General features: G+C 58.3%; 20 protein-coding genes. 15 read left to right on the top strand and 5 right to left on the bottom strand.

The genetic code is table 11. From position 1 onward, the window contains the following. Nucleotides 1–54 precede the first annotated feature (54 nt). Nucleotides 55–315, bottom strand: a complete 261-nt coding sequence (gene rpsT, locus OZX71_RS04815; RefSeq protein WP_277159532.1) for a 30S ribosomal protein S20 — start codon at nucleotides 313–315, stop codon at nucleotides 55–57. 262 nt (nucleotides 316–577) lie between these two features. Between rpsT and lepA the strand changes: the two genes are divergently transcribed. Together lepA and OZX71_RS04805 are read left to right on the top strand one after the other, a co-directional pair. Further along, nucleotides 578–2470, top strand: a complete 1893-nt coding sequence (lepA, locus tag OZX71_RS04810; protein ID WP_277159531.1) for a translation elongation factor 4 — start codon at nucleotides 578–580, stop codon at nucleotides 2468–2470. A 5-nt stretch (nucleotides 2471–2475) separates the two neighbouring features. Next, complete coding sequence (locus OZX71_RS04805) at nucleotides 2476–3159, top strand: nitroreductase family protein (protein ID WP_277146665.1); 684 nt, start codon at nucleotides 2476–2478, stop codon at nucleotides 3157–3159. A gap of 305 nt (nucleotides 3160–3464) precedes the next feature. Here the strand turns inward: OZX71_RS04805 and OZX71_RS04800 are convergent, their stop codons facing one another. Further along, nucleotides 3465–3698 (bottom strand): hypothetical protein, encoded by a 234-nt coding sequence (locus OZX71_RS04800; RefSeq protein WP_277159530.1) that lies wholly within the window; start codon nucleotides 3696–3698, stop codon nucleotides 3465–3467. Between the two features lie 256 nt (nucleotides 3699–3954). On the opposite strand from OZX71_RS04800, the gene OZX71_RS04795 reads away from it, so the two are divergent. The 12 genes from OZX71_RS04795 to metF all read left to right on the top strand — a co-directional run bounded on the left by OZX71_RS04795 (nucleotide 3955) and on the right by metF (nucleotide 20444). Beyond that, complete coding sequence (locus tag OZX71_RS04795; RefSeq protein WP_277159529.1) at nucleotides 3955–4236, top strand: type II toxin-antitoxin system RelB/DinJ family antitoxin; 282 nt, start codon at nucleotides 3955–3957, stop codon at nucleotides 4234–4236. Beyond that, nucleotides 4217–4507, top strand: a complete 291-nt coding sequence (locus OZX71_RS04790) for a type II toxin-antitoxin system YafQ family toxin (RefSeq protein ID WP_277159528.1) — start codon at nucleotides 4217–4219, stop codon at nucleotides 4505–4507. Before OZX71_RS04795 ends, OZX71_RS04790 begins: the two co-directional genes overlap by 20 nt. A gap of 70 nt (nucleotides 4508–4577) precedes the next feature. Beyond that, the gene (hemW, locus tag OZX71_RS04785) at nucleotides 4578–5948 is read left to right on the top strand and encodes a radical SAM family heme chaperone HemW (protein WP_277159527.1); all 1371 of its coding nucleotides are present in this window, start codon (nucleotides 4578–4580) and stop codon (nucleotides 5946–5948) included. 371 nt (nucleotides 5949–6319) lie between these two features. Further along, nucleotides 6320–10948 carry a glutamate synthase large subunit gene (gene gltB / locus OZX71_RS04780; protein WP_277159526.1) on the top strand — a complete coding sequence of 1543 codons (4629 nt, stop codon included), beginning with the start codon at nucleotides 6320–6322 and terminating at the stop codon, nucleotides 10946–10948. Then, on the top strand, nucleotides 10948–12480 hold the full coding sequence (locus OZX71_RS04775) for a glutamate synthase subunit beta (RefSeq protein WP_277159525.1): 1533 nt from the start codon (nucleotides 10948–10950) through the stop codon (nucleotides 12478–12480). The genes gltB and OZX71_RS04775 overlap by 1 nt, the downstream gene beginning before the upstream one ends. A 106-nt stretch (nucleotides 12481–12586) precedes the next feature. Beyond that, on the top strand, nucleotides 12587–13039 hold the full coding sequence (locus OZX71_RS04770; protein WP_277159524.1) for a tripartite tricarboxylate transporter TctB family protein: 453 nt from the start codon (nucleotides 12587–12589) through the stop codon (nucleotides 13037–13039). 65 nt (nucleotides 13040–13104) lie between these two features. Next, nucleotides 13105–14328, top strand: coding sequence for a glycogen synthase (gene glgA / locus OZX71_RS04765; protein WP_277159523.1), 1224 nt, complete (start codon nucleotides 13105–13107; stop codon nucleotides 14326–14328). A 116-nt stretch (nucleotides 14329–14444) separates the two neighbouring features. Continuing rightward, complete coding sequence (locus tag OZX71_RS04760; RefSeq protein WP_277159522.1) at nucleotides 14445–14618, top strand: hypothetical protein; 174 nt, start codon at nucleotides 14445–14447, stop codon at nucleotides 14616–14618. A 149-nt stretch (nucleotides 14619–14767) separates the two neighbouring features. Continuing rightward, nucleotides 14768–15625, top strand: a complete 858-nt coding sequence (locus OZX71_RS04755) for an ATP-binding cassette domain-containing protein (protein WP_277159521.1) — start codon at nucleotides 14768–14770, stop codon at nucleotides 15623–15625. 333 nt (nucleotides 15626–15958) lie between these two features. After that, nucleotides 15959–17035 (top strand): tRNA (adenine-N1)-methyltransferase, encoded by a 1077-nt coding sequence (locus OZX71_RS04750; RefSeq protein WP_277159520.1) that lies wholly within the window; start codon nucleotides 15959–15961, stop codon nucleotides 17033–17035. Nucleotides 17036–17165: 130 nt separating this feature from the next. Continuing rightward, nucleotides 17166–19505 (top strand): 5-methyltetrahydropteroyltriglutamate--homocysteine S-methyltransferase, encoded by a 2340-nt coding sequence (gene metE, locus OZX71_RS04745; protein ID WP_277159519.1) that lies wholly within the window; start codon nucleotides 17166–17168, stop codon nucleotides 19503–19505. 87 nt (nucleotides 19506–19592) lie between these two features. Continuing rightward, complete coding sequence (metF, locus tag OZX71_RS04740) at nucleotides 19593–20444, top strand: methylenetetrahydrofolate reductase [NAD(P)H] (RefSeq protein ID WP_277159518.1); 852 nt, start codon at nucleotides 19593–19595, stop codon at nucleotides 20442–20444. Nucleotides 20445–20506: 62 nt separating this feature from the next. On the opposite strand, the gene OZX71_RS04735 is transcribed toward metF, so the two are convergent. The 3 genes from OZX71_RS04735 to OZX71_RS04725 form a co-directional block, all read right to left on the bottom strand. Beyond that, nucleotides 20507–20893 (bottom strand): hypothetical protein, encoded by a 387-nt coding sequence (locus OZX71_RS04735; RefSeq protein ID WP_277159517.1) that lies wholly within the window; start codon nucleotides 20891–20893, stop codon nucleotides 20507–20509. Nucleotides 20894–21025: 132 nt separating this feature from the next. Beyond that, nucleotides 21026–21922, bottom strand: a complete 897-nt coding sequence (locus OZX71_RS04730; protein ID WP_277159516.1) for an ATP-binding cassette domain-containing protein — start codon at nucleotides 21920–21922, stop codon at nucleotides 21026–21028. Nucleotides 21923–21960: 38 nt separating this feature from the next. Next, nucleotides 21961–23118, bottom strand: coding sequence for an ROK family transcriptional regulator (locus OZX71_RS04725; protein WP_277146681.1), 1158 nt, complete (start codon nucleotides 23116–23118; stop codon nucleotides 21961–21963). A 205-nt stretch (nucleotides 23119–23323) separates the two neighbouring features. On the opposite strand from OZX71_RS04725, the gene OZX71_RS04720 reads away from it, so the two are divergent. Beyond that, complete coding sequence (locus OZX71_RS04720) at nucleotides 23324–24493, top strand: sugar-binding protein (protein ID WP_277146682.1); 1170 nt, start codon at nucleotides 23324–23326, stop codon at nucleotides 24491–24493. Nucleotides 24494–24530 lie beyond the last annotated feature (37 nt).

Raw genomic sequence — 24530 nt, 5'->3', positions numbered from 1 at the left:
TGGAAACCGAAGGAGTTTTTACTGACCCTAAGGTCGATGCCTAAAGCGAAAAGCTCACATCTTGTTGATGGCGACCGCGAGGTTCGACTTGCGGTTGGCGGCCTGGTTCTTGTGAACCACGCCCGCGCTGGCGGCCTTGTCGAGCTTCTGGCCGGCGATCTTGTAAGCTGCCTCGGCGGCGGCCTTGTCTCCGGACTCGATGGCTTCACGGGTCTTGCGAATCGCAGTCTTCAGACTGGACTTCACGGACACGTTGCGCTTGTGCGCCTTTTCATTGGTCAGCACGCGCTTCTTCTGCGACTTAATGTTTGCCACAATTTCTCCAAACAACGTTTTCTATAAGGACATACAAGACTTTAGAATAACACTGTATGCCGATATTTCGTGCGTATTTGAAGGAAATGACGTTGCGTGTTTCACCATTGCAGGATTTCTTATACTTTTTATATGGTTCCTCGGCAATAATCTCCGGCAATCCTTTGCCCACCTCGGCCGATAGAATAAGGAAAAAGCAAAAGGAAAAGCGGAGTCGGAGAGATTCCGCCAAGAAACGTTTGGGTATGAAGGAGCGACATCAGTGACTGAGGCGAAGAACAAACCGGGATTCACCGACCAATCGCTGATCCGTAATTTCTGCATCATCGCGCATATCGACCACGGCAAGTCCACGGTGGCCGACCGCATCCTCCAGCTTTCCGGTATCGTGCCGCAGCGTGAGATGCACGACCGGTTCCTCGACCGCATGGACATTGAGCAGGAGCGCGGCATCACCATCAAATCACAGGCCGTGCGCGTGCCGTGGACCTTCGACGGACAGGAATACACGCTCGGCATGATCGACACTCCGGGCCACGTCGACTTCACCTACGAGGTCTCGCGCGCGCTGGCCGCATGCGAGGGCGCGGTGCTGCTGGTCGACGCCACTCAGGGCATCGAGGCGCAGACACTCTCCAACCTCTATATGGCCATCGAGGACGACCTGACCATCATTCCGGTTCTGAACAAGATCGACCTGCCCAGCGCCGAGCTGGACAAGCACGCCGAGGAGATCGCGAATCTCTTGGGTTGCAAGCCGAGCGATGTGCTGCGCGTTTCCGGCAAAACCGGTGAGGGCATCAAGGATCTGCTCGATCAGATCGTGCTGGAAATTCCTGCGCCGCACGGCGACCCCAAAGCTCCCGCACGCGCGCTGATATTCGATTCCGTCTACGATACCTACCGTGGCATCGTCACCTACATCCGTATGGTCGACGGCGAGCTCAAAAGCCGCGAAAAGGTGCATATGATGGGCATCGGCATGACGCACGAACCCATTGAAATCGGTGTGATCAGCCCGGATATGACCCCGACCAAGGCGCTCGGCGCCGGCGAGGTCGGCTATATCATCACCGGCGCGAAGGACGTCAGCCAATCCAAGGTCGGCGACACCGTCACCTCGGCCGTTCGTCCGGCAACCGAACAGTTGCCCGGCTACCGAGACCCGCATCCGATGGTCTACGCCGGCATCTTCCCGATCGACAACGCCCAGTTCCCGGAACTGCGCGATGCGCTCGACAAGCTCAAGCTGAACGATGCGGCCTTGACCTATGAACCGGAAACGTCGGTGGCACTGGGATTCGGCTTCCGCTGCGGCTTCCTAGGGTTGTTGCACATGGAAATCGTGGTCGAACGCCTCAGCCGCGAATTCGGGCTCGACCTCATTTCCACTGCTCCGAACGTGACTTACAAGGTCACCGCCGAAGATGGGACGCTACACGAGGTCAAGAACCCGAGCGAATTCCCGGATGGCAAGATCAAGCAGATCGTCGAGCCAATGGTCGCCGCCGACATCATCACGCCAAAGGAGTTCATCGGTTCGGTGATGGACCTGTGCCAGGACCATCGCGGTGAGATGGGCACGATGGAATACCTCAGCCCCGAGCGCGTCGAGATGCACTACCGCATTCCGCTGGCCGAGATCGTCTTCGACTTCTTCGATCAGCTCAAAAGCCGCACCAAAGGCTATGCCTCGCTCGACTATCACGAGGACGGTGAGCAGGCCGCGGACCTCGTCAAGGTCGATATCCTCATCCAAGGGGAGAAGGTCGACGCGTTCAGCGCCATCGTCCACCGCGACAAGTCCTACAGCTACGGCGTGATGATGACCAAGAAGCTGCAGAAGCTCATCCCGCGCCAGCAGTTCGAGATTCCGATTCAGGCCGCCATCGGTTCCCGTGTCATCGCACGCGAGACCATCCGCGCCCTGCGCAAGGACGTGCTCGCCAAGTGCTACGGCGGCGACATCACCCGTAAGCGCAAGCTGCTCGAGAAGCAGAAGGCCGGAAAGAAACGCATGAAGATGCTCGGCCATGTCGAGGTGCCGCAGGAGGCGTTCGTCGCCGCCCTCTCGACCGGTGAGGCCGGAGCCAACAAGTCCATGGACATCGACACCAAGAACAAGATCCGCGCCGCCGAAAAGGCCGTGAAATAAGGTTCATGATGGAACTGAGCGAAGCGATTCGGGTGCGTCATGCCGTTCGGCATTATACCGACAAGCCGATTCCGCAGGATATTGTCGATGAGCTTCAAAGGACCATCGACCAATATAACCGCAAAGGCAACCTGAGCATGCAGTTGAAGCTCAACGATCCTGCCGCATTCGAGGGTTTCCTCACCGACTACGGCATCTACAAAGGCGCCCGCAACCTCGTCGCCATCGTCTCGGATCGTACGTCGGACTGGGAGGAACGTTGCGGCTATTACGGCGCACACGTGCTGTTGCGCGCCACGCAGCTCGGTCTCGATACTGGTTGGGTGCGTCAGTTCGGACGTCACCTTTCCAAGCATGTCGCGCTGGAACGCGGTGAGCGGCCAAGGTTCGCCATCGTCATGGGCTATGGCACCAATCACGGCCAACAGCATCGTTGCAAGCAATACGATCAAGTTGCTCAGGTTCCACAAAACGTGGCGACGCCGCAATGGTTCCGAGCCGGCGTCGAGGCCGCATTGCTTGCCCCCACGTCGTTGAACCAGCAGAAATTCACGTTCACTTTGCAACCCGATGGCCGCACGGTCGAAGCCAAAGCCGGCCTAGGCCTCTGCACCCGCACCGACCTTGGCATCGCAAAATATCATTTCGAAATAGGCGCCGGTCCCGATGCCGATTTTGTGTGGGCCTAAATACGATATCGGTTTTTTTACCCAACTGTTTATGCTCTGAATTATTTATCGAAGTGTATGTTACTACCGAAAAGGCGACGCCAATCATCAACGATTTCGTCAAAGTTTTGTCTGATGGCAATTTCGATCAGCTTGATATGTTTTGACGGAATGTGACCATGGTTATGAGCTAAAACTACTGTGCCGTCACTTTGTAAAACAAAGCGCGCAAGATCTCTTTTCGATCCGCGCGCTACGTGCACATGGATACCATGTTCTTTGTCCAGAGTACTGAAGTAACGCTGTAACCGGCGAGGAAGAATACCTCAGGCATGGGCGTATTCCCGGTCGATGGCGCGGAACTCGTCGATCATCGGCTTGACGCGGGTGAACCAATGATTCAGGAATGGAATGCCTTCTTTGCCGAATGTGGAGGAAAGGATATTGCCGCGGTTGTCCATAAGCGCTGTGCGGTCGAAACCCTGCTCGGAGATGCGCAGTGAGTCGTCGTCCCATTGCGTTTTGATGCCGTCGATGATGAACACGTTCTCGTCGCTCATGATGTCTCCTTCGGCTGTTTCCAGTTGTCGGTTTCTCTTTAGCCTAACGTATAGCAGAGCGGGTTGTCTATTGTGCTGATTCTGCTCTCTGTTGATGAGCGTAACCGGTTTTTCTTCGAAAATTGGATGAATGCAACCGAATTATGTATCTAAATCGGTATGAATACAACTAGATTCTGTATTGGAGCTAAGCTATCTCTCTTTTAAGGTTCAACGTGATACTATTGTACATACAATAGACATGTGAGGAGCAATTATGAGTTTGTCTGCAAGTGCGCCGAAGTCCACCAGAGTCAACTTCAGAACCGATACCGAGACCAAGGAGAAAGCGAGTTCGGTCTTTGCCAAGCTGGGGCTGGACATGTCGACCGCGCTCAATATGTTTCTGCACCAGACGGTGGTCGACCAAGCGTTGCCTTTTCGTCCTGAATTATCGGGTTTTGAGGAAAGGGTGTTCAAAGCTGCCAGCGAGCCGACGCGCTCGTTCGACAGCGTGGACGACCTGATGGAGGAGATTCGTGGCACTTCAACGCATTGAGCGCTCGCCGACATTTCTGCGCCAGGCAAAGTCGCTTGGCAGAAAGCATTATGATCTCGACAAACTCGAGCGGGTGGTGCGTGTGCTGGTCAACGAGGACAAGGAGACCTTGCGTCGTCGATACCATGACCATGCGCTGAAAGGGAATCTGAGCGTTTTCCGCGAGTTGCATATCGAGTCAGACTGGCTGTTGATTTATCGTGTCAAACATGAGACATTGACTCTGCTGCTGGTGGAGACGGGTAGTCACCGCCAGTTGCTTGGGAAGTAATCGTTCTTGACAAGAAACGCAAAGGGCGGCTTATCCGGTCAATATCGTCCTCACGCTAGACTGAAACGTTATGTTCGAAGTGTATATTCATGTGCCGTTTTGCTACCGGCGGTGCGGGTACTGCGATTTCAACACGTATACGGCCGTCGACATGGGCTCTGGCGCGTCGCGTGGCAATTACGCGAACCTCGCCATCGGCGAGATGAAGCTCGTGCGGGCGTGGCAGGAGCGGCACGGCATCGACGAACCGGCCGCGGCGACGGTGTTCTTCGGGGGAGGGACGCCGACACTGCTGCCTGCGGAGGACCTTGGGCGGATGCTAGGCGCGGTCAACGATATCTGGGGTATCGAGGACGGTGCGGAAATCACCACCGAAGCCAACCCCGACACGGTGGACGAACGGTATTTGGAAACGTTGGCAGCCGCAGGATTCACGCGTATCTCATTCGGTATGCAATCGGCGGTGCCGCATGTGCTCAAAACACTTGACCGCACGCATACGCCGGCCAATGCCGTCGCCGGAGTCAAGGCGGCGAACAAGGTCGGGCTGCGTTCCAGCGTCGACCTTATCTATGGGGCGCCCGGCGAGAGCATGGATGATTGGCGTGTGTCCGTCGAAACGGCCATCGAGCTGGGAGTCAACCATATATCGGCGTACGCGCTCACCGTCGAACCCACCACGAAAATGGGCCGGCAGATCAAAGCCGGGCAGATCGCCAAACCCGATGACGACGACGAGGCGGCAAAATACGAGATTGCCGACGACCTGTTCTCGCAGGCAGGCCTCGAATGGTACGAAATTTCCAACTGGGCGCGGCCGGGGTATGAAAGCAGGCACAATCTGGGCTATTGGCGCAACGTCGACTGGGCGGGCATCGGCCCGGGAGCGCATTCGCACTACCGCACGTCGAACGTCGGCGCGTGGCAGGAACATGCGGACGGTGGCGCTCGCGATGTGGATGAAGGCGGATTCAGAAAAACCGTTGTTGTCTCTACCGGCAACGATGGGGTCCATACCAAAATGGATTTCACTGGTTTCTCGCAAGTCGAACAGGGTGATAAAGGCAGCACATCAGAAGTCAGTAATGGCGGGCAATCGGACGACAACCAGTTTGGCATCCGCGCTTGGGATATTGCGCACCCGCGCAAATGGGCCGAGGCGATGCATTCGGGTCTTGTGCCGTGGCAAGGCAGCGAAGCCATCACCCACGAGGAGAACCTGGAGGAGACGGTGATGCTCGGGTTGCGTCTGCATGAGGGACTCGATATTTCGCGCGTCGATCAGGCCTCGGGGCATACGGTCGATAGAAGCCGGCTTGAAGGCATCGAACGTGCCGGACTGATCGAGATCCTTGATGGCAATCGCATCGTCCCTACCCGTAAAGGGCGGTTGCTCAACGACACGGTCATCGCCGAGGTGCTCGACATCTGCGGTTGGTGAAGGTTTGGGTGCAGCGGTGCCGCCGACAGTAGCAGCATGAACGGCCGCATTTATGTGATTGGCGTACATACAACTACCCAATATGCAGAGATAATCACAGAATTTGCCGTGGAAATGTGATTTTCTCTGCAATACTGTTGGAGATACAGAGATAATCACAAAAATTGGCACGGAAACGTGATTATCTTTGTTGATGGGCGTGGCATACAGAGATAATCACTGTAAATGGCACACGTTACTGGAAGAATGTCCATAATATGGAAGAATTCGTCTGAAATTGGACAACGACACATTTCTGACATGACATGCCGCTAGTCTGTGAAAGCACTTGCAACGAAGTTGCGGTTCCACAGAAGTTAGGGGTGATTGTGGTGACTGATAAAACTCCACTTGATTTGACGATTCATCATGCGCAAGGTATGTATGACCCTGCGGCAGAGCATGATGCGTGCGGCGTCGGCATGGTCACCACCCTCAACAGAAAACCGGAGCGCAAGATCGTCGACGACGCCATCGAGGTGCTCGTCAATCTCAACCATCGCGGGGCCGTGGGCGCCGAGGAGAACACCGGTGACGGAGCCGGGATCCTCATGGCCATGCCCGATGAATTCATCCGCTCGGCAGTGGCGGACGCTGAGCTGCCGGAAGCCGGCCATTACGCGGCCGGTATCGCTTTCCTCGACCGTGACCTTGCCAAGGCCAGCGGCCAGAAACGTCAGATTGCAGGCATCGTGGCCGATGAGGGACTGCAGGTTCTCGCTTGGCGCACGGTGCCGACCAATCCGGATGGATTGGGGCTGCAGGCGCTCGCATCCATGCCGTCCTTCGAGATGCTGGTGATGGCCTCGGCTCCGCAGGATGGTCTGGACGGCCGGAATATTCAGAATGACCAAGCAGGACAGGTCGGAAGCCTGGGCGGTATCGACCTCGAACGCAAGGCTTTCCGCGTGCGCAAGCGCGTCGAACACGAGGCCGGTGTCTATTTCGCCTCGCTTTCCGCCCGGACGATCACCTACAAGGGCATGCTCACCACGATGCAGCTGACGAGCTTCTTCCCGGATCTCCTTTCGTCGACGATGAAAACAACTATCGCCATCGTCCACTCGCGCTTCTCCACCAACACTTTCCCGAGCTGGCCGTTGGCACAGCCGTTCCGCATGATCGCTCACAACGGCGAGATCAACACTATCCAAGGCAACCGCAATTGGCTCTCCGCGCGCGAGGGACGGTTCAGCAGCGAGCTGTTGGGCGATTTCAAGCCGTTACTGCCCGTCGCCACGCCGGGCTACTCCGATTCCGGAACCTTCGATGAATGTCTTGAACTGCTGCACCTGGCCGGACGCAGCCTGCCGCACGCCGTGCTGATGCTGTTGCCGCCCGCCTGGGAGAAGGACCAGACGCTCGACCCCGACATCCGGGCGTTCTACGAATACAACAACAGTCTTATCGAGCCGTGGGATGGTCCGGCCGACATCGTTTTCACCGACGGCACGTTGGTGGGCGCACAGCTCGACCGCAACGGGTTCCGCCCGGGGCGTTGGCAGATGACCGATGACGGCTATGTCGTACTGGCCAGCGAAGCCGGGGTGCTTCCCGAAACGCCCTTGGACCATATCGTCGCCAAAGGCCGGCTCGAACCCGGCAAGATGTTCCTGATCGACACGGGCGAAGGGCGCGTTGTTCCCGATACGGAAATCAAACACCAACTCGCGACCCAGCATCCGTATCGCGAATGGATCGAAGGCAATGCCGTGCGCTTGAGCGACCTGCCCGCGCGCGAGCATGTCCGCCATTCCAACGTTTCGGTTGTTCGCCGTCAACGCGCATTCGGCTATACGCAGGAAGACCTGAAGATTCTGCTGGCGCCGATGGCCAACACCGGCAAGGAACCGATCGGCGCGATGGGCAACGACACCCCGCAGCCTGTGCTTTCCAACCATAGCCGCATGCTCTTCGACTATTTCACTCAGAAGTTCGCGCAGGTCACCAACCCGCCGCTGGACTGGGAACGTGAGGAAATCGTCACGTCGCTGGCCTCGGCGATCGGCCCGGAACCCAATTTGCTCGATGATCTGGAGCTTTCCGCGAAGAAGATCGTGATTCCCGATCCGGTCGTCGATTCCGACGAGATGGCGCAGCTCAAGCGTCTCGATCGCGCCAAAGTGCTCGGCGGCTACTACAAGCCGTTCGTCGTTCACGGCCTCTATCAGGTCGCCGGTGGCGGCAAGGCGCTTGAGGCGCGGCTGGGTGAGATCTTCAAGGAGGTCGACCAGGCCATCGCCGAAGGCAAGAACTTCATTGTGCTCTCCGACCGTGATTCCAACCATACGTGGGCTCCGATTCCTTCGCTGCTGCTGACCAGCGCCGTACAGCATCATCTGCTGCGCATGCACACCCGCACCCAGATCTCGATGGCCGTCGAAGCCGGCGACGTACGCGAGATTCACCACGTCGCCCTGCTGATCGCCTACGGCGCCGCCTGCGTCAACCCCTATCTTGCCTTCGAATCCGTCGAGGATCTGGCACGTGGTGGTTTCCTCGATGTCGACGCCAAAACCGGAGTGGAGAACCTGCGCAAGGCGCTATCCACTGGCGTGTTGAAGATCATGAGCAAGATGGGCGTATCCACCATCATGAGCTATCGCGGCGCCCAGCTTTTCGAGGCTGTGGGCCTTAACCAGGACGTCATCGACGAATATTTCACCGGCACCACTTCGCGTGTCGGCGGCATCGGCCTCGACGAGATCGCCGAGGAAGTCGCCACCCGCCACCGCGTCGCGTATCCGAACCAGTGGACGGCGACCCCGCACCGCAGGCTTCGTGTCGGCGGCCAATACAAATGGCGTCGCACCGGTGAGGACCATCTCAACGATCCGGAATCCGTGTTCCTGCTCCAGCAGGCCACCCAGCGTGGCGACTACGACCTGTTCAAGCGCTATTCCAAGCATGTCAACGACACCTCCAACCGGCTGATGACCCTGCGAGGGCTCATGAAATTCGCCGGCGGCCGCAAGTCCATCCCGATCGAGGAGGTCGAGCCGGAAAGCGAGATCGTCAAGCGGTTCTCGACCGGCGCGATGAGCTATGGGTCCATCTCGCAGGAGGCCCACGAGACGCTGGCCATCGCGATGAACTCCATCGGGGCGCGCTCCAACTCCGGCGAGGGCGGCGAGTCCGACGACCGTATCGAGGACCCGATGCGCTCCAGCCGTATCAAGCAGATCGCCTCGGCGCGTTTCGGCGTCACCAGTGACTACCTCGTGCACGCCACCGACCTGCAGATCAAGCTCGCCCAAGGCGCCAAGCCCGGAGAAGGCGGGCACCTGCCCGGCGCGAAGGTGCCGCCGTGGATCGCCAAGGTGCGCCATGCCACGCCCGGCGTCGAGCTCATCTCGCCACCACCTCACCACGATATCTATTCCATCGAAGACCTGAAGCAGCTGATCTACGATGCGAAGATGGCCAACCCCAAGGCCCGCATCCACGTCAAGCTCGTCTCCGAATTCGGGGTGGGCACCGTGGCGGCCGGCGTGGCCAAATGCCATGCCGACGTGGTGCTCATCTCCGGTTCCGACGGCGGCACGGGCGCGGCTCCCTTGAACGCAATCAAGCACGCCGGCACACCTTGGGAGATCGGTCTTTCCGAGACCCAGCAGACGCTGGTCTTGAACGGCCTGCGCTCCCGCATCGTCGTGCAGTGCGACGGCGAGCTCAAAACCGGCCGTGACGTGGTCATCGCCGCGCTGCTGGGCGCCGAGGAGTTCGGTTTCGCCACCACGGCGTTGATGGCCGAAGGCTGCGTCATGATGCGCGCCTGCAACTTGAACACTTGCCCGCAGGGCATCGCCACCCAGGACCCGGAGCTCAGGGCGCGGTTCACCGGCAAACCCGAGTACGTGGTCAACTTCTTCATGTTCATCGCCCGCGAGGTGCGCGAGCTGTTGGCGCAGCTCGGCTTCCGTAGTCTTGAGGAGGCGGTGGGCCACGTCGAATGCCTCGACCAGGACGAGGCGGTGGAACGCTGGAAATCCAACGGTGTCGACCTGTCCAACGTGCTTGCCCAGTCCGGGCCGACGCCCGGCACGATCCTGCACCAGACCATCGCGCAGAACCACGAGCTCGACAAGGCGATGGACAACCAGCTTATCGGCTTGGTCAAACCCGCGCTCGAACATCGCGAGCCGGTGCGCCTCGACCTGCCGATTCGCAACGTCAACCGCACCGTCGGCACAATGGTGGGCTATGAGATCACCAAGCGTTACGGCGCCAAGGGCCTGCCCGACGACACCATCGATATGACCCTGCGCGGTTCCGGTGGCCAGTCCATCGGCGCGTTCATTCCACGCGGCGAGACGCTGCGCATCTACGGCGAGGTCAACGATTACGCGGCCAAAGGCCTTTCCGGCGGACGCATCATCGTCCGCCCGCAAAACGGAACGCTGCACTTCGACCCGCACACCAACGTCATCGCCGGCAACGTCACCGGTTTCGGTGCGACCAGCGGCGAGATGTACGTCGCCGGACGCGCGGGGGAGCGCTTCGCTGTGCGCAACGGCGGCGCCACGTTCGTCGTCGAAGGCGTGGGCGACCACGGCTGTGAATACATGACCGGCGGCACCGTGGTGGTGCTCGGCCCCACCGGACGCAACTTCGGCGCCGGTTTCTCCGGAGGCCACGCCTATGTACTCGATCTGGATATGAACAAGGTCAATCCGGCAGCGGTCAAGTCCGGTTCATTGCTCTTCGAGGCGTTGGACGATGTCGAATCCCAGCAGGTTCGAGCGTTGGTCAAGAAGCATGCGGAGGAAACCGGTTCCGCCTTCGCGAGCGGCCTGCTCGACGATTGGGAAGAGACCCGTTCGCGGTTCACCCACATCGTGCCCAAACAGTTCGTCGCGATGAGCGCGGCTATGGAGGCGGCGCAGGCCGACAATGTCGATTTCAACGCCCCCGGAGCCTGGGATAGTGTCTATGAGCATGTGATGGAGGGAGTGGACTGATGAGCGACCCCAAAGGATTTCTGAAAGTACGTACCCGCCACGAGGCACAGGACCGCCCAGTCGCCGAGCGCATCCATGATTGGAAGGACGTGCACGCCCAGTCCGGCTTCCAGCCGTGGACCAAGGAGCAGGCCTCGCGTTGCATGGACTGCGGCACGCCGTTCTGCATGACAGGTTGCCCGCTGGGCAACATCATCCCCGACTTCAACGATTTGGTGCGGCAAGGTCAGTGGGAAGAGGCCTATCAGCGGCTTTCGGCCACCAACAATTTCCCCGAAGTTACCGGGCTGATCTGCCCGGCGCCGTGCGAACAGGCGTGCGTGCTGGGCATCCACCAGCCGCCGACCATGATCAAGGCCGATGAGCAGACCATCATCGACCAGGCCTGGAAGCTCGGTTACGTCAAGCCGATGCCGCCGCAGCGCCTGACCGACATGACCATCGCCATCGTCGGCTCCGGCCCCGCCGGCCTCGCCTGCGCCCAGCAGCTGACCCGCGCCGGCCATACCGTCGTCGTCTACGAGCGCGACGACGAGATCGGTGGCTTGATGCGTTACGGCATCCCGTCCTTCAAGCTCGATAAGCACCTGATCGACCGTCGTATCGAGCAGATGGAGGCCGAAGGCACCGTCTTCCGCACCAATATGGAGATCGGCAAGGACGTGAGCTGGGACGAGCTGCGGTCGCGCTACGACGCGGTGGTCGTCGCCATCGGTTCGGGTGTCCCGCGTGATGTGAAGGTACCGGGTCGCGATCTCGACGGCATCCATTTCGCGATGGACTTCCTGCCCGATGCCAACAGGCGCGTCGAAGGCAAGGAGCCGGTCAACAACATCGATGCCAACGGCAAGAACGTCGTCATCATCGGCGGCGGAGACACCGGTTCGGACTGCCTGGGCACGGCCATCCGCCAAGGTGCCGCCAGCGTCACCGTCCTGCAGATCAATCCCAAAGAACCCACGGTTCGCCCGGACAACCAGCCATGGCCCACGTACGCGCGTCTCTACCAGCCCACTACTTCGATGCAGGAGGGCGGCACCTATGAATACAGCACCGATACCGTCAGTTTCGCTGGCATCAAGGAAATGGCGCAATCCGAGCGCGTAACGTTCGATAGCACCGGTCTGTCCAGCGGTTTTGTGGCGGACGCTTCCGGTCACGTCACCGGGGTCAAGGTCGTTGACGTCAGACGCGGCGAAGGCGGCAAACGAGAGCACGTCGCAGGAACGGAGCGGATCATCGACGCCGATCTGGTACTGATTTCCACCGGTTTCCAGCATCCGGATACGTCGACGCTTCTGGACCAGTTGCCGGTCGAACTCGACGGTCGTGGAAACGTGTCCCGCAACAAGCAATTCGAGACCAGCCAGGAGGGTGTCTTCGTGTGCGGCGACGCCGGCCGTGGCCAAAGCCTTGTAGTCTGGGCGATTGCGGAGGGTCGAAGTTGTGCTTCGGCGGTTGATCGTTTCCTCAATGGCGCCACCGAACTTCCGGCTCCGATTGTTTCGACTCAGAAGCCGATGACACTGTAGAGGCTTGCATTTTTAGCGTGGCCGAAAAAATGCGAGTCGTCGGTTTGACAGGCCTAGGGCTAAAATCCAGACATAGGACGAAATTCAAAAGCTGAAAGGAACCGAGATGCCGAATCGCGCCGAACGTCGGGCCCAAGCCAAGCAGAGCCGCAGGGGGGTGCCACAGCCCAATCAGCCGCAAAATCGTGGCCGCGGAGGGCTCATTGACGAGTACTCACTGCAAGAGCGCAGCCGTCGCCTCGAGGAAAACGGCGATACCGAGTGGAAACCCAAGGCCGAGACGCTTTCGGCGCCGGCGCAGAATCTCGATCCGAATTACAGCGATCCGAAAGTCATGAAGGCGCCGCATTCGTTGCATCAGTGGTTCAGGATCATCAGCTGGACCCTGATTGTTCTTTCCGGCATCGCCTTCGCGGTTCTGATGTGGGTGCCCAAGCATCCGTTGTGGCTGATCGTCACTGTTTCCGTGATCTTCGTCGTCGGCGTGCTGAGCCTGTTCTTCACCGCCGGCAATTACCGCCACAACCCGAACCTTGACTCCAACGGCACCGCGATTTGACGGGAATCGTTGGGCTTGCAGGCAGTTGTTCAATATTGATGGGCGAATAAGGTTGATTGACTCGTATGAAGATTGATTTGCTGACCCGCGAGTACCCGCCGCATGTGTATGGCGGTGCTGGCGTGCACGTCGAGGAGTTGTCGAAAGTGCTCGCGAAACGCGCCGAAGTCACGGTCCGTGCGTTCGACCGGGCAAGAAAACCCGATGAGGTTCCTCAGGTTTCTGGCGGCAGTCTGCGCGTGGTCGGCTATGATGTGCCTCGCGAATTGTCGCAAGCCAACATGGCCTTGCAGACGTTCGGGGTCGATCTTCAAATGGCGGGTGACGCCGACGGAGATATCGTTCATGCGCATACGTGGTACGCGTGTCTCGCCGGAAGACTGGCGGCTCAGCTGCACGAGATCCCGCTTGTCGTCACCGCGCACAGCCTCGAACCGTTCCGTCCGTGGAAACGTGACCAGCTTGGCGGCGGCTATAACCTCAGCTCGTGGGCCGAACGCGACGCCTTCACCCACGCCGACCGTGTTATCGCGGTATCGCTTGGTATGAAGCAGGATATTCTGACGGCTTATCCCGCCATCGATCCGGCGAAAATCTCCGTGGTCCATAACGGCATCACGATCGCCGACTTCACCACGCCCGAGTCCGATGATCCGGCCTGGAAGGTGTTCGAACGTTACCATATCAATCGAAGCCTGCCCACGCTGCTCTTCGTCGGTCGCGTCACACGGCAGAAGGGCCTGCCTTATCTTCTGCGCGCCCTTCACTTGGTCGACAAGGGCATTCAGGTCGTGCTGTGTGCCGGAGCGCCGGACACTGAGGAACTCGGTGCCGAAGTGCGCGCTTCGTTCGCCAAGCTCAAAGCCGAGCGCGGCAACGTCATTTGGATCGAGGAGATGCTGCCACGCCCCGAACTCAACGCGTTGGAGCACGGATGTGACGCCTTCGTCTGTCCGAGTATCTACGAACCGTTGGGCATCGTCAACCTTGAAGCGATGGCCTGCGGCCTGCCGGTGGTGGCCAGCGCCACGGGTGGGATTCCCGAAGTCGTGGTCGACGGGGTCACCGGCTACCTGGTGCCGATCGAGCAGAAGCATGACGGCAGCGGCACGCCGACGCATCCCGATGATTTCGTACACGATATGGCTGCGGCCATCAACCGTCTCATGGCCGACCCGCAGCGTGCCAGGGAAATGGGTGAGGCCGGTTTCAGGCGTGCCCGCGACGAATTCAGCTGGGAACGCATCGCCGACGAGACCATGGACGTCTATCGTCAGGTTTTGCGGTGACGGCACGATTTTGGTCATTGATTCAAAGAATGTTAGATTTGGATTGCGAAATATGAATGATTCAGAATCATCGCCGTTGCCAATAGTCATGAATCGGTAAGCGGGAAAGGTACGACATGTTCCAGTATGTGCTGTACGCGGTATTAGCCATTGTCGTCGTTCTGGCCACCGCGCTTTGCCTTTCCGCCGCGCTTGGCAAGAAACGGGCGTTGCGTACTCTTAAAATCGTGGTGGGCTGCTGCCTTTATTTCTTTGCCGTCATTATCTTGGTGGCGAGTTTTCTTACTTAAGTGTTTCTTCTAGACGTTTCTCTCTTCAACGGTTTCTGTTTTCGTCACAATATGGAATCAAGACATTTTGGGCGACTTTTCGGGATTAGTCTAATGAGCACGGATGCAATCCGCGCAATCAAAGGCAAATTCACGGTGAAGGGATGACAATGGGCGAGGCTGTTTCGGCGCTGAAACTGAGCAATGTGGAATTTCGTAGGAACCGTCGCGTCATTTTGACCGACGTGAACCTCGACCTCAAACGTGGCGAGAAGTGGGTGCTGTTCGGCCCCAACGGCATCGGCAAATCCAGCCTCGTGGCCATGATGGCGACCCGCGGGTTCCCGTCCGTGGGAACCGTTGACATTCTGGGCAACCGGCTCGGCAAGGTCAACGTCTTCTCGTATCGCAATCGGATCGGGCTGAGCTCCGCAGAACTGTCGCGTTCGTTCCCAAACGGCGAGGATCCGCTTGACGTCATTTTGACGGCGTTGACCGCGACCACCGGCCGTTGGCGCGAACAGTTCACGCAGGCCGATTACGACAAGGCCCGCGGCTTCATGGCCATGTTCGGCATTGAATACCTCGAAGGCAAGCAGATGTTCAAACTTTCGGAAGGCGAGCGCACCCGTGTGCTCATCTGCCGGGCGTTGATGGGCAACCCCGATCTGCTGATTTTGGACGAGCCGACCACCGGGCTCGATCTGGGCGGCCGTGAGCTGGCGTTGCGCGCGTTGAGCGACATCGGCAGGCACGACACCGAGCGTACCGTGCTGCTGGTGACGCACAGGCTCGAGGAGATTCCGCAGGGTTTCGACCATGTCGCCATCATGGGTCGTATGGCCGGCAACGAGACCGACGCGCATGCGGACAACGTCGCCGGGGCCGACCCGCAGCCCGGAACCATTATTTACACCGGTGACCTTGAGCACGGTTTCACCGCCGAACGCCTGAGCCATATCTTCGGCCTGCCGCTCAAGGTGACACACGACGAAGGCCGTTGGTCGGCCTACGCGGTGCAGGAGTGAATAGGCTTGAATTTCGCGACTGACAGGTGGCCGGCAACGTCGTTATTGCGTTTGTGACGCTTGTGTTGTTGTTTGCGTCGTAAATGCAAGGTGAATGCTGTGCAGGATTGCGTTTGTGACGCTTATGGCATGTTATGCGTCACATATGCAACATGAGATTGCAATCGTGACGTTGTTGGCAGCATTAGTGTCACATATGCAATATGCCAGTATATTTGGTTGCATTTGTGACGCCTGCAGTGTGATATCCGTCGCAAACGCAATCTTGCAATCCGCCTAGTGTGAGAACATGTACGGTGATCGAATGTTCAAGTAACGAAGGATGGCGTGGGTATGCCGAGACGTGGGGCGCTGCAGGCGGGGGAGAAGGTTCAGTTCACGGACCGCAAGGGCAAGAAGATCACCGACCAGCTGGTGCCTGGCGGCTCCACCCAGACCGACCACGGCATCATCCTGCACGACGACGTGATCGGCGGCACGGAAGGCACCATCGTCACTACCGTCACTTCGAAGCGTGAGGCGCAGACGACGGGTGGCACGCCCGGGCACAACAAGCCGAAGCCGTGGAAGGCGGCCCGTGCCGTAGGCGGCTGGGACTACGCCGTCATGCGTCCGCGGCTTGCTGATTACGTGCTTTCCATGCCCCGCGGCGCGCAGATCATGTATCCGAAGGATATCGCCCAGGTCATCCAGCTCGGCGACATCCGCACGGGGCTGAGCGTACTGGAATCCGGCGCGGGCAGTGGCGCGATGAGCCTCAACCTGCTTGACGCCGTAGGGGAGTCCGGCCACCTGACCACCATCGAGATGCGTCCCGAATTCGCCAAGGTCGCCGCGGCGAACGCGACGCTCTATTACGGCGAACGTCCGGAATGGTGGGATTTGCTCACCGGCGATTTTGACTCGGTGGCCGCCACGCTACCCGAACATTCCTTCGACCGGATCATGCTCGACATGCTAGACCCGTGGAATCGGCTGGAACAGGCCTATCGGGTCATCGCTCCCGGCGGGGTGCTTGTCGCCTACGTCACCACGACCACGCAGATGTCGCGGTTCTGCGAGGCGTTGCGCGAAGCCGGCTGCTGGACGGAACCGGAAGTCCAGGAGACCTTCGAACGCACATGGAAGGCACAGGGTCTCGCCGTGCGCCCCGACCACCAGATGATCGGCCATACCGGTTTCCTGGTCGTCACCCGCGCCATGGCCGACGGGTTCAAGGCGCTGCGCAAACGCGAGCGCGCCACCAAGGACACGGTCACCGACATCGATTCGCTGACCGAAGAGCAGCAGGCCGAACGTCTCGCCGACCTCGAGCTGCGCGATATCAGCGACCGCAAGCTGCGCAAGGTTCTTCGCGACCTCGGCGACCAGTTGCGTGTAATCGGCGAGGATACTCGATCGGAAGCTTGACAGGATGTTGGCAATGACGGTTGAGCATATATAATCTCAATCTATAACGACACCTTAAGTGGACTGATGAGCTTAGAACGCCGATGTTTGATAAGATTTCGATAGTCATTGGTCGATTTTTGGAGGAAATATGTCTGCTCTCACATCGGTTTCCGGCTTCCCGCGCATCGGGCGCGACCGAGAATTGAAGAAGGTCATCGAAGGCTATTGGAAGGGCAAGTCCAGCCTCGACGACGTGCGTGCGACGGCCAAGCAGCTGCGCGCCGAGCATTGGAAGCTGCAGGCCGACGCCGGTGTCGACTTGATCCCCAGCAACGATTTCAGCTATTACGACCAGATGCTCGACACTGCCATTCTGCTCAATGCGATCCCCGAACGCTATCGTCGCCTTTCCTTCGAAAATCCCGAAGACACCCTCTTCGCGATGGGTCGCGGCTACCAGGGTCCGGAAGGCGATGTCACCGCGCTGCCGATGAAGAAGTGGTTCACCACCAACTACCATTATCTGGTTCCCGAAATCGACGCCGGCACCGAAATCAAGCTCAATTCCACCAAACCGTTCGACGAATTCAACGAAGCCAAAGCGCAAGGCATACTGACCAAGCCGGTGCTGATCGGCCCCTACACCTTCCTCAAGCTGGCTCGTAACCCGCAGGCCGAAGAGCTGGAACTCGACCGCGGCCTGGTCGACGCGGTCTCGGGCGTCTATGCGCAGATTATCCGCAAATTCGCCGAACTCGGTGCACTGTGGGTGCAGCTCGACGAGCCGTATCTCGTGCTCGACAAGGAGGACGGTGACACCGAACTCTTCAAGGCGCTCTATTCCGCCATTCTGCCGGCGCGTTCTGCCGTTGCAGGCAAGAATGTCAAGGTGCTGCTCAACACCTACTTCGGCAATATCGCCGACATCTACGAGACGGTGAATCTCTTCGGCTTCGACGGCGTCGGCCTTGACTTCATCGAAGGCCGCGACGAGAATCTCGCCGCCATCGAGCAATACGGTGTGGCCGAAAACACCACGATTTTCGCCGGCGTCATCAATGGACGCAACATCTGGCGCAACAACTATGCGCAGAGCCTGGGGCTCCTTGACGCATTGAAGACCAAGACCGGTAACGTCGCGGTTTCCACCGCCTCCTCGCTCTTGCACGTCCCGTTCAGCACGCAAGGCGAGACCGGATTGAAGCCGGAGGTCCTGAAGCATTTCGCCTTCGCCGTCGAGAAACTCGGCGAGCTGGTCGACGTGGCCAAGCTGGCCGATGCCGACGATACGTTGCGCAAGGAATCGCAGGTTCTTGCCGACGACCAGGCCCTGTTCGACGGTAGCCGTGTGGCGCCAGATCAGGCTGTGGCCAAGCGTCTTGCAACGCTTACCGACAAGGACTTCGTGCGCCAGCCGGCCCGCGCCGAACGCCGCAAGCTCCAGCATGAGGAGCTCGGCCTGCCGCAACTGCCGACCACCACCATCGGTTCCTTCCCGCAAACCCGTGAGATCCGCTCCATGCGTGCCAAAGCCCGCAAGGGTGAGATCGCGCAGGAGACCTACGATGCGTTCATCGCCAGCCAGATCGACCAGGTCATCGCCCGTCAGGAGCAGATCGGCCTCGACGTCTTGGTGCATGGCGAGTTCGAGCGCAACGATATGGTCGAGTACTTCGGCCAGCACCTGAACGGTTATCTCTTTACCAAGAACGCCTGGGTGCAGTCCTACGGCACCCGCTGCGTCAAGCCTCCGATCGTCTGGGGCGACGTGAGCCGCGCCGAGCCGATCACCGTGCGCTGGAGCAAGTACGCCCAGAGCCGCACCAAGCACGTGGTCAAGGGCATGCTCACCGGCCCTGTCACCATTTTGAACTGGTCGTGGCCGCGCGAGGACATCAGCAACGAGCTGCAGACCCAGCAGCTGGCCCTGGCCATCCGAGACGAGGTGCTCGACCTCGAGGCCGCGGGCATCAAGGTCATCCAGATCGACGAGGCCGCACTGCGCGAGAAGCTGCCGCTGCGCCGCTCCGACTGGCACAAGAAGTACCTTGACTGGGCGATCCCGGCCTTCCGTCTGGTGCATTCCGCTGTTAAGCCGACCACGCAGATTCACACCCACATGTGCTATTCGGAGTTCAACGACATCATCAAGGATATCGACAACATGGATGCCGACGTGATCTCCTTCGAAGCCTCCCGAGGCGATCTGGTCGTCCTCGACGCCATTCATGACGCGCATTTCGAAACCGAGGTTGGCCCCGGTGTCTACGACATCCATTCGCCGCGCATCCCGTCCACGAAGGAACTGGTCGAGCGTATCCACGCGATCTTGAAGAAGGCCGACGCCGGCCGCGTGTGGATCAACCCCGACTGCGGCTTGAAGACCCGCGGCAACGAGGAGACCTGGCCGAGCCTGACACACATGGTCGAGGCCGCCAAGGCCGTTCGCGCCGAACTTGCGAACGACTCGCAGGCCTCGCGTAACTAAGCCGATATTGAAGTAGTTCAACGTGTGGCCGACATCAAGCAGAATCAAAATGATGCCGGCCACACGATTTGTCACAGGAGACAAGACATGCATTCGCCGATTTTTTCGCTGGAAGTATTTCCGCCCAAGCCGCACGCCCCGGTAGGCACCATCTATGATGCGCTCGACGGGTTTCAAGGATTGGACCCTGACTTCATTTCGGTCACTTATCGTCACGGCAGCCATGCCAACCGGCTCAACACCGCCAGAATAGCCCACACCATCAATGCCGACTATCACATTCCGGTCGTGGCCCACTTGACCGCCTTATACAGCGACAAAGCATCGGTTGATGAGGCTTTGGACCTCTTCCGAAAGGCGGGGGTTTTCGGCGTGCTGGCGTTGAGAGGCGATTACGTCGAAGGCAACGAGCCTTGCGGGGATTTCGAACATGCCAGCGACCTGGCCGCCTACATCCGCCGGCACGACCCCGACATGCAGATCATGGGCGCCTGCTACCCGGAATGCCACCTCGAAGCCTCGTGCCTCGAAGTGGACGTCGATAACCTCAAAAAGAAGGTGGACGCCGGGGTGACCCACCTGATCACCCAGCTGTTCTACGACAATGAGGACTTCTACCGCTTCCTCGATCTGGCGCGAGCCAAGGGCATCGACGTGCCGATCGAAGCCGGCATCATGCCGATACGCAGCGTCAGATCGATCAACAACATGACCAAACGCAACGGTTCCAAGATTCCGGAGGGCGTGCAACGCATCGTCGACAAGTGGGGTGAGAATCTGCCCTGCCTGCAGCAGGCCGGCATCGTCTACGCCTCCGAGCAGATTGCGGACCTTGTGGCGCATGGCGTCGACGGCATTCATCTCTACACGATGAACCGCCCCGCACTGGCCCGGCATATCTGGGCCAACGTCGAACCGCTGTTCAAGGTCGTCGAATAACGACTTCTGCGATCCCAATTCAGGATTGCGCAGGATGAATATCGCAATTCGGTGAATGTCGATCAGTGGACGTGACGATGCTTTTTGCGATTGTTCTTCTTTGACTTTGGATGGTTTGCAGGGCTCGCCTGGTTGTTGTTTCGTGCCTTGCGTGGCTTAAAAATCTTGAATTTCGCGAGAAGCCGGCGGTTGATCGCCGGAATTTTGGCGATGGCCATGCCGACGATGGCCGCGAGAATGATCGCCCACGAGGCTGCATCCTGTTTGAAATACATCAGCAGGATAATGACGAGGATAAAGGCGATGGCCAGCCATTGCTGCAAGCGGTTCTGTTTGTCCGTCATTTTGTAGGTGCGCATCGGCATCAAGCCGAAAAAGAAGCCGAGAGCAAGTCCTACGATACCCATGGCTATTGCAATCGCGAGATTGACGGGATTCATGTTGTTCATATTGGATTTCTTTCGGTTGTTCGTTCAACAATGGATTGGTTCGCTGCCTGTCTGATCAATTTGAGGAACCTGGCATACACAGCTGTCTCCTGACTTGAGAACAGACGATGACGGGCTCGCGCCATGGCCGTTTTATGAAGAATGCCGGTCATCGGCCTGTTTGGCGCTGTTCAGGTTGTGTTGTTCGAGATTCTGCATCTCTTTGGTTCTGTCTATGAGCCTGTTGTTTTGGACTACGCTTTTATACTGCTTCAATCCGACGTTGGGTTCATGAGCTCCTATTTTGTCATCGACCCCTGCGATTTCGGCGATGATCTCCTCATAGCTCGTTTCATTGGTCTCATGAATGCCTTTGATGCGTCCGTGTCTTAAAACAATGATTCGGTCGCTGACCGCGAAGACATCGGGAAGATCGTGGCCGACCAGTACCACGGAACGGGTTTGGGAGCGCAATCGTTTGATGTAATTGAGCACTTCGGCGGTCTGTATCATCGAAAGCGATGATGTCGGCTCATCCAGAAGAATCAGTTTTGGGTCGTTGAGCATGGTTCTTGCCAGAGCCACGGTCTGCTGTTGCCCGGCAGAGAGGGAGGAAATCGGTTGCCCTACACGGATCGGTGAGTTGAATTCCTGCAGGATTCTGCGGGCCTCGTTGTTCATGGCGGCATCATCCCTCATGCCCGTCGAATCGCGAAGTTCCCGTCCCAGGAACAGATTTGAGGATACGTCAAGGTTGTCGCAGAACTCCTGGCCTTGGAATACGGAAACAATGCCAAGGCCATTGGCCTCATGAATGTTGTGGATGGTTATGGGGTCGCCCTGAAACTCGATTTCCCCACTGGTCGGTTGCAACAATCCTGCCAGCAATTTGATGATTGTCGATTTGCCTGCCCCGTTGTCGCCCACGATGGCGATGATCTCCTTGGGCCTGATATCGAAATTGACGGACTTGAGTGCCTCTACGAAACCAAAGCGCACTGTGACATTGCGCATGGTGATCAACGGCACCTCGTTGCGAACAGACATCATCGCCTCTTTCGTACAGATACTTTTAATTGTGGTCTATGTTATCGACGTTTTTCAGCATTTTCCAACGCCAGAATGGCCGCCCCCAACGAAGCCGCGTTCACCGGATGCTGCGCAGGTATGACTTCGATCGGTTTCAGGACATAGGGAAACAGCAGTCTTTGCAGGGACTCGGAGAACGGGTCGATGAAATCTGCGCCAGCCAAGGAAAGCCTGCCTCCCAATACGACCACTTCGGGGTCGACGGAAATACAGAGGTCCGCGCAGACGTTGCCGATTCGTACTGCGGCATCCGAAATGACCTTGCGGCACCCCGGGTCTCCTTTGTGCGCCAAAGACACCAGATCCGAAAGGGTCATATTGCCGTGGGTCACGCTCAGCAACGAAATCAGACGGTCTTCGCCGACAACGGTATCAAGGCATCCCCGGTTTCCGCAAGTGCAGATGCTGCCGAGGGGATCGACCTGGATATGTCCGATCTCGCCGGCCAATCCTGTCACGCCGTGCCATAGCTTTCCGTCGATGATGATGCCGGCGCCGGTACCTTCGCCGGCCTGGATAAAGACGTAATCCGGTTTTCCCTGCACGCAGCCGATCGAGCCCTCGCACACCGCCGAGGCGTTGGCATCGTTTTCGATGATCACCGGTACGTGGAAGGTGTTGGACAGGGGAGAGGTGATGTCGACCCCGTCCCATCCCGGGAGGATGCCGGGCAGGGAGATGGTATGCGTCTTGTTATCTACGGGCGCGGAGACCGCCATGCCGATGCCAAGGATTTCGCTGGCCTCGGCACCGATGTTTTCCAAGGTTTCGTTGATCAGCACGATGGCGCGTTCGAGCGTGGTGTCGGTTTTATGGTCCTTTGCCAGAGGAAGATCATGTTCCGCGACGATGTCCTTCGAAGCGTCGATGATCGTCAACAGCAAATCGTGACGGCTGATGTGAAGGCCTATGCCGAGACCGTGTTGTCTCACCAGCGTAACCAGCGTGGCCCGACGTCCGTTTCTCACCGTGTTCTGCGTGGTGAGCTTGTTCTCTTCGACAAGCTGACGTACCAAAGTGGAAATGGTGGCGGTGGAAAGACCGGTTGATTCGGCGAGTTCGATTTGGGTCATGGCTCCCAGATGCTGGATATGCTCAAGTATCGTCTCACGATTCGCTTTGCGAAGGGAAGTCTGAGAACCGAATAATCGTGCCATAGATTCAGCATAGCCGATGTTATGGCCTTTTGATGTCGTTTATCGGGGTAAGTTTGGCGGTTTTTCTATATATTAAATTCGAGAATCGAAAATAAAATTCAGGAAAAGCTATTTTTGAATTTGACAACTTAACATAAAAGGTGCAAAATATTTTTGGGTTTCAGAATGATCTGATTCCGTTCTTTCGAAGTTGAAGGAGAGAGTAATGAAACTACCAAAGAAGATGCTTGCGCTCGCGTTGGGTGCGATTATGTGCGTTGGAGTCGGAGCTTGCGGTTCGTCGCGAAGCGGCGGCGCGGCCAGTGAGGAAGGCAAGATCAAGAAGGGCGACACCATCGGTATCTCCATGCCGACCAAGTCCGAGGAACGCTGGAACAAGGATGGCAACAATCTGAAGAAGAAGCTCGAGGCAGCCGGCTACAAGGTCCTGCTCTCGTTCGCCGACGACAAGCCGCCGCAACAGAACGCGGATATCGAGAACATGGTCAACAACAACGCCAAGATCGTCGTGGTCGCTTCCAAGGATGGCACCGCGGTGGGGCCGGCCGTTGAGAAGGCCAAGGACGCGGGTGCCAAGGTCATCGCCTACGATCGCCTGATCATGAACACGAAGGCCGTCGACTACTACGCCACCTTCCAGCTGGAGCAGACCGGCGTGCTCGAAGCCAACTACCTGATTGACAAGCTCGGCCTGAAGAAGGGCGCCAAGGGCCCGTTCAACATCGAACTGTTCTCCGGCTCTCCTGACGACAACAACGCGAAGTACTTCTTCAAGGGCGCCTGGCAGCTGCTGCAGCCGTACTTCAAGTCCGGCGTGCTCGTCAGCCCTTCGAACCACGGTGGCGGTGTCAAGGCGGACTTCAAGATGTCCGACTGGCAGAAGATCTCCGTGCAGTCCTGGAAGGCCGAGCAGGCGCAGAAGGACATGGAATCCATCATCGACTCCACCTATGCGCACGGCGAGAAGCTTGACGCGGTCCTCAGCCCGTATGACGGCATTTCCCAGGGCGTGATCAACGCCATCCAGGAGAAGCGCCCCGACATGCAGCCCGGCACCGATTCATGGCCGTACATCACCGGTCAGGACGCCATGGAGATCGCCGTGGCCAACATCGCCAAGGGCACTCAGGGCCAGACGGTGTTCAAGAACGTCAACAAGCTGGCCGACGCCGTCTACGATATGATCATCGAGATCGCGGAGAACAAGAAGGTCACCGGCATCAACGGCAAGTTCAACAACAACAACATTGACGTGCCTTCCAAGCTCCTTGATCCTCAGAACATCACGCAAGACAACTTGACCGACCTGGTCAAGGCGAAGTATGTGACGCAGCAGCGTTTCGACGCGCTGACCAAGGGCACCGATGTCAAGTAGTTTGACATCCATCAGGCATGCGGGGCGCGGATTTGCC

The sequence above is a fragment of the Bifidobacterium sp. ESL0764 genome, assembly GCF_029395515.1.
GTDB lineage: Bacteria > Actinomycetota > Actinomycetes > Actinomycetales > Bifidobacteriaceae > Bifidobacterium.
Note: the sequence above shows the minus strand (reverse complement) of the source record. Positions and strands in the feature narration are given on the sequence as shown.

What these genes read in the sequence shown, in the direction of transcription:
- OZX71_RS04800 (WP_277159530.1), bottom strand. Translation starts at nt 3,698, where the DNA reads ATGAGCGACGAGAACGTGTTCATCATCGACGGCATCAAAACGCAATGG.
- OZX71_RS04730 (WP_277159516.1), bottom strand. Translation starts at nt 21,922, where the DNA reads ATGATGTCTGTTCGCAACGAGGTGCCGTTGATCACCATGCGCAATGTC.
- OZX71_RS04750 (WP_277159520.1), top strand. Translation starts at nt 15,959, where the DNA reads ATGCCGAGACGTGGGGCGCTGCAGGCGGGGGAGAAGGTTCAGTTCACG.
- glgA (WP_277159523.1), top strand. Translation starts at nt 13,105, where the DNA reads ATGAAGATTGATTTGCTGACCCGCGAGTACCCGCCGCATGTGTATGGC.
- OZX71_RS04795 (WP_277159529.1), top strand. Translation starts at nt 3,955, where the DNA reads ATGAGTTTGTCTGCAAGTGCGCCGAAGTCCACCAGAGTCAACTTCAGA.
- metF (WP_277159518.1), top strand. Translation starts at nt 19,593, where the DNA reads ATGCATTCGCCGATTTTTTCGCTGGAAGTATTTCCGCCCAAGCCGCAC.
- OZX71_RS04770 (WP_277159524.1), top strand. Translation starts at nt 12,587, where the DNA reads ATGCCGAATCGCGCCGAACGTCGGGCCCAAGCCAAGCAGAGCCGCAGG.
- OZX71_RS04755 (WP_277159521.1), top strand. Translation starts at nt 14,768, where the DNA reads ATGGGCGAGGCTGTTTCGGCGCTGAAACTGAGCAATGTGGAATTTCGT.
- OZX71_RS04775 (WP_277159525.1), top strand. Translation starts at nt 10,948, where the DNA reads ATGAGCGACCCCAAAGGATTTCTGAAAGTACGTACCCGCCACGAGGCA.
- OZX71_RS04725 (WP_277146681.1), bottom strand. Translation starts at nt 23,118, where the DNA reads ATGGCACGATTATTCGGTTCTCAGACTTCCCTTCGCAAAGCGAATCGT.
- OZX71_RS04720 (WP_277146682.1), top strand. Translation starts at nt 23,324, where the DNA reads ATGAAACTACCAAAGAAGATGCTTGCGCTCGCGTTGGGTGCGATTATG.
- OZX71_RS04735 (WP_277159517.1), bottom strand. Translation starts at nt 20,893, where the DNA reads ATGAACAACATGAATCCCGTCAATCTCGCGATTGCAATAGCCATGGGT.
- OZX71_RS04805 (WP_277146665.1), top strand. Translation starts at nt 2,476, where the DNA reads ATGATGGAACTGAGCGAAGCGATTCGGGTGCGTCATGCCGTTCGGCAT.
- metE (WP_277159519.1), top strand. Translation starts at nt 17,166, where the DNA reads ATGTCTGCTCTCACATCGGTTTCCGGCTTCCCGCGCATCGGGCGCGAC.
- hemW (WP_277159527.1), top strand. Translation starts at nt 4,578, where the DNA reads ATGTTCGAAGTGTATATTCATGTGCCGTTTTGCTACCGGCGGTGCGGG.
- OZX71_RS04760 (WP_277159522.1), top strand. Translation starts at nt 14,445, where the DNA reads ATGTTCCAGTATGTGCTGTACGCGGTATTAGCCATTGTCGTCGTTCTG.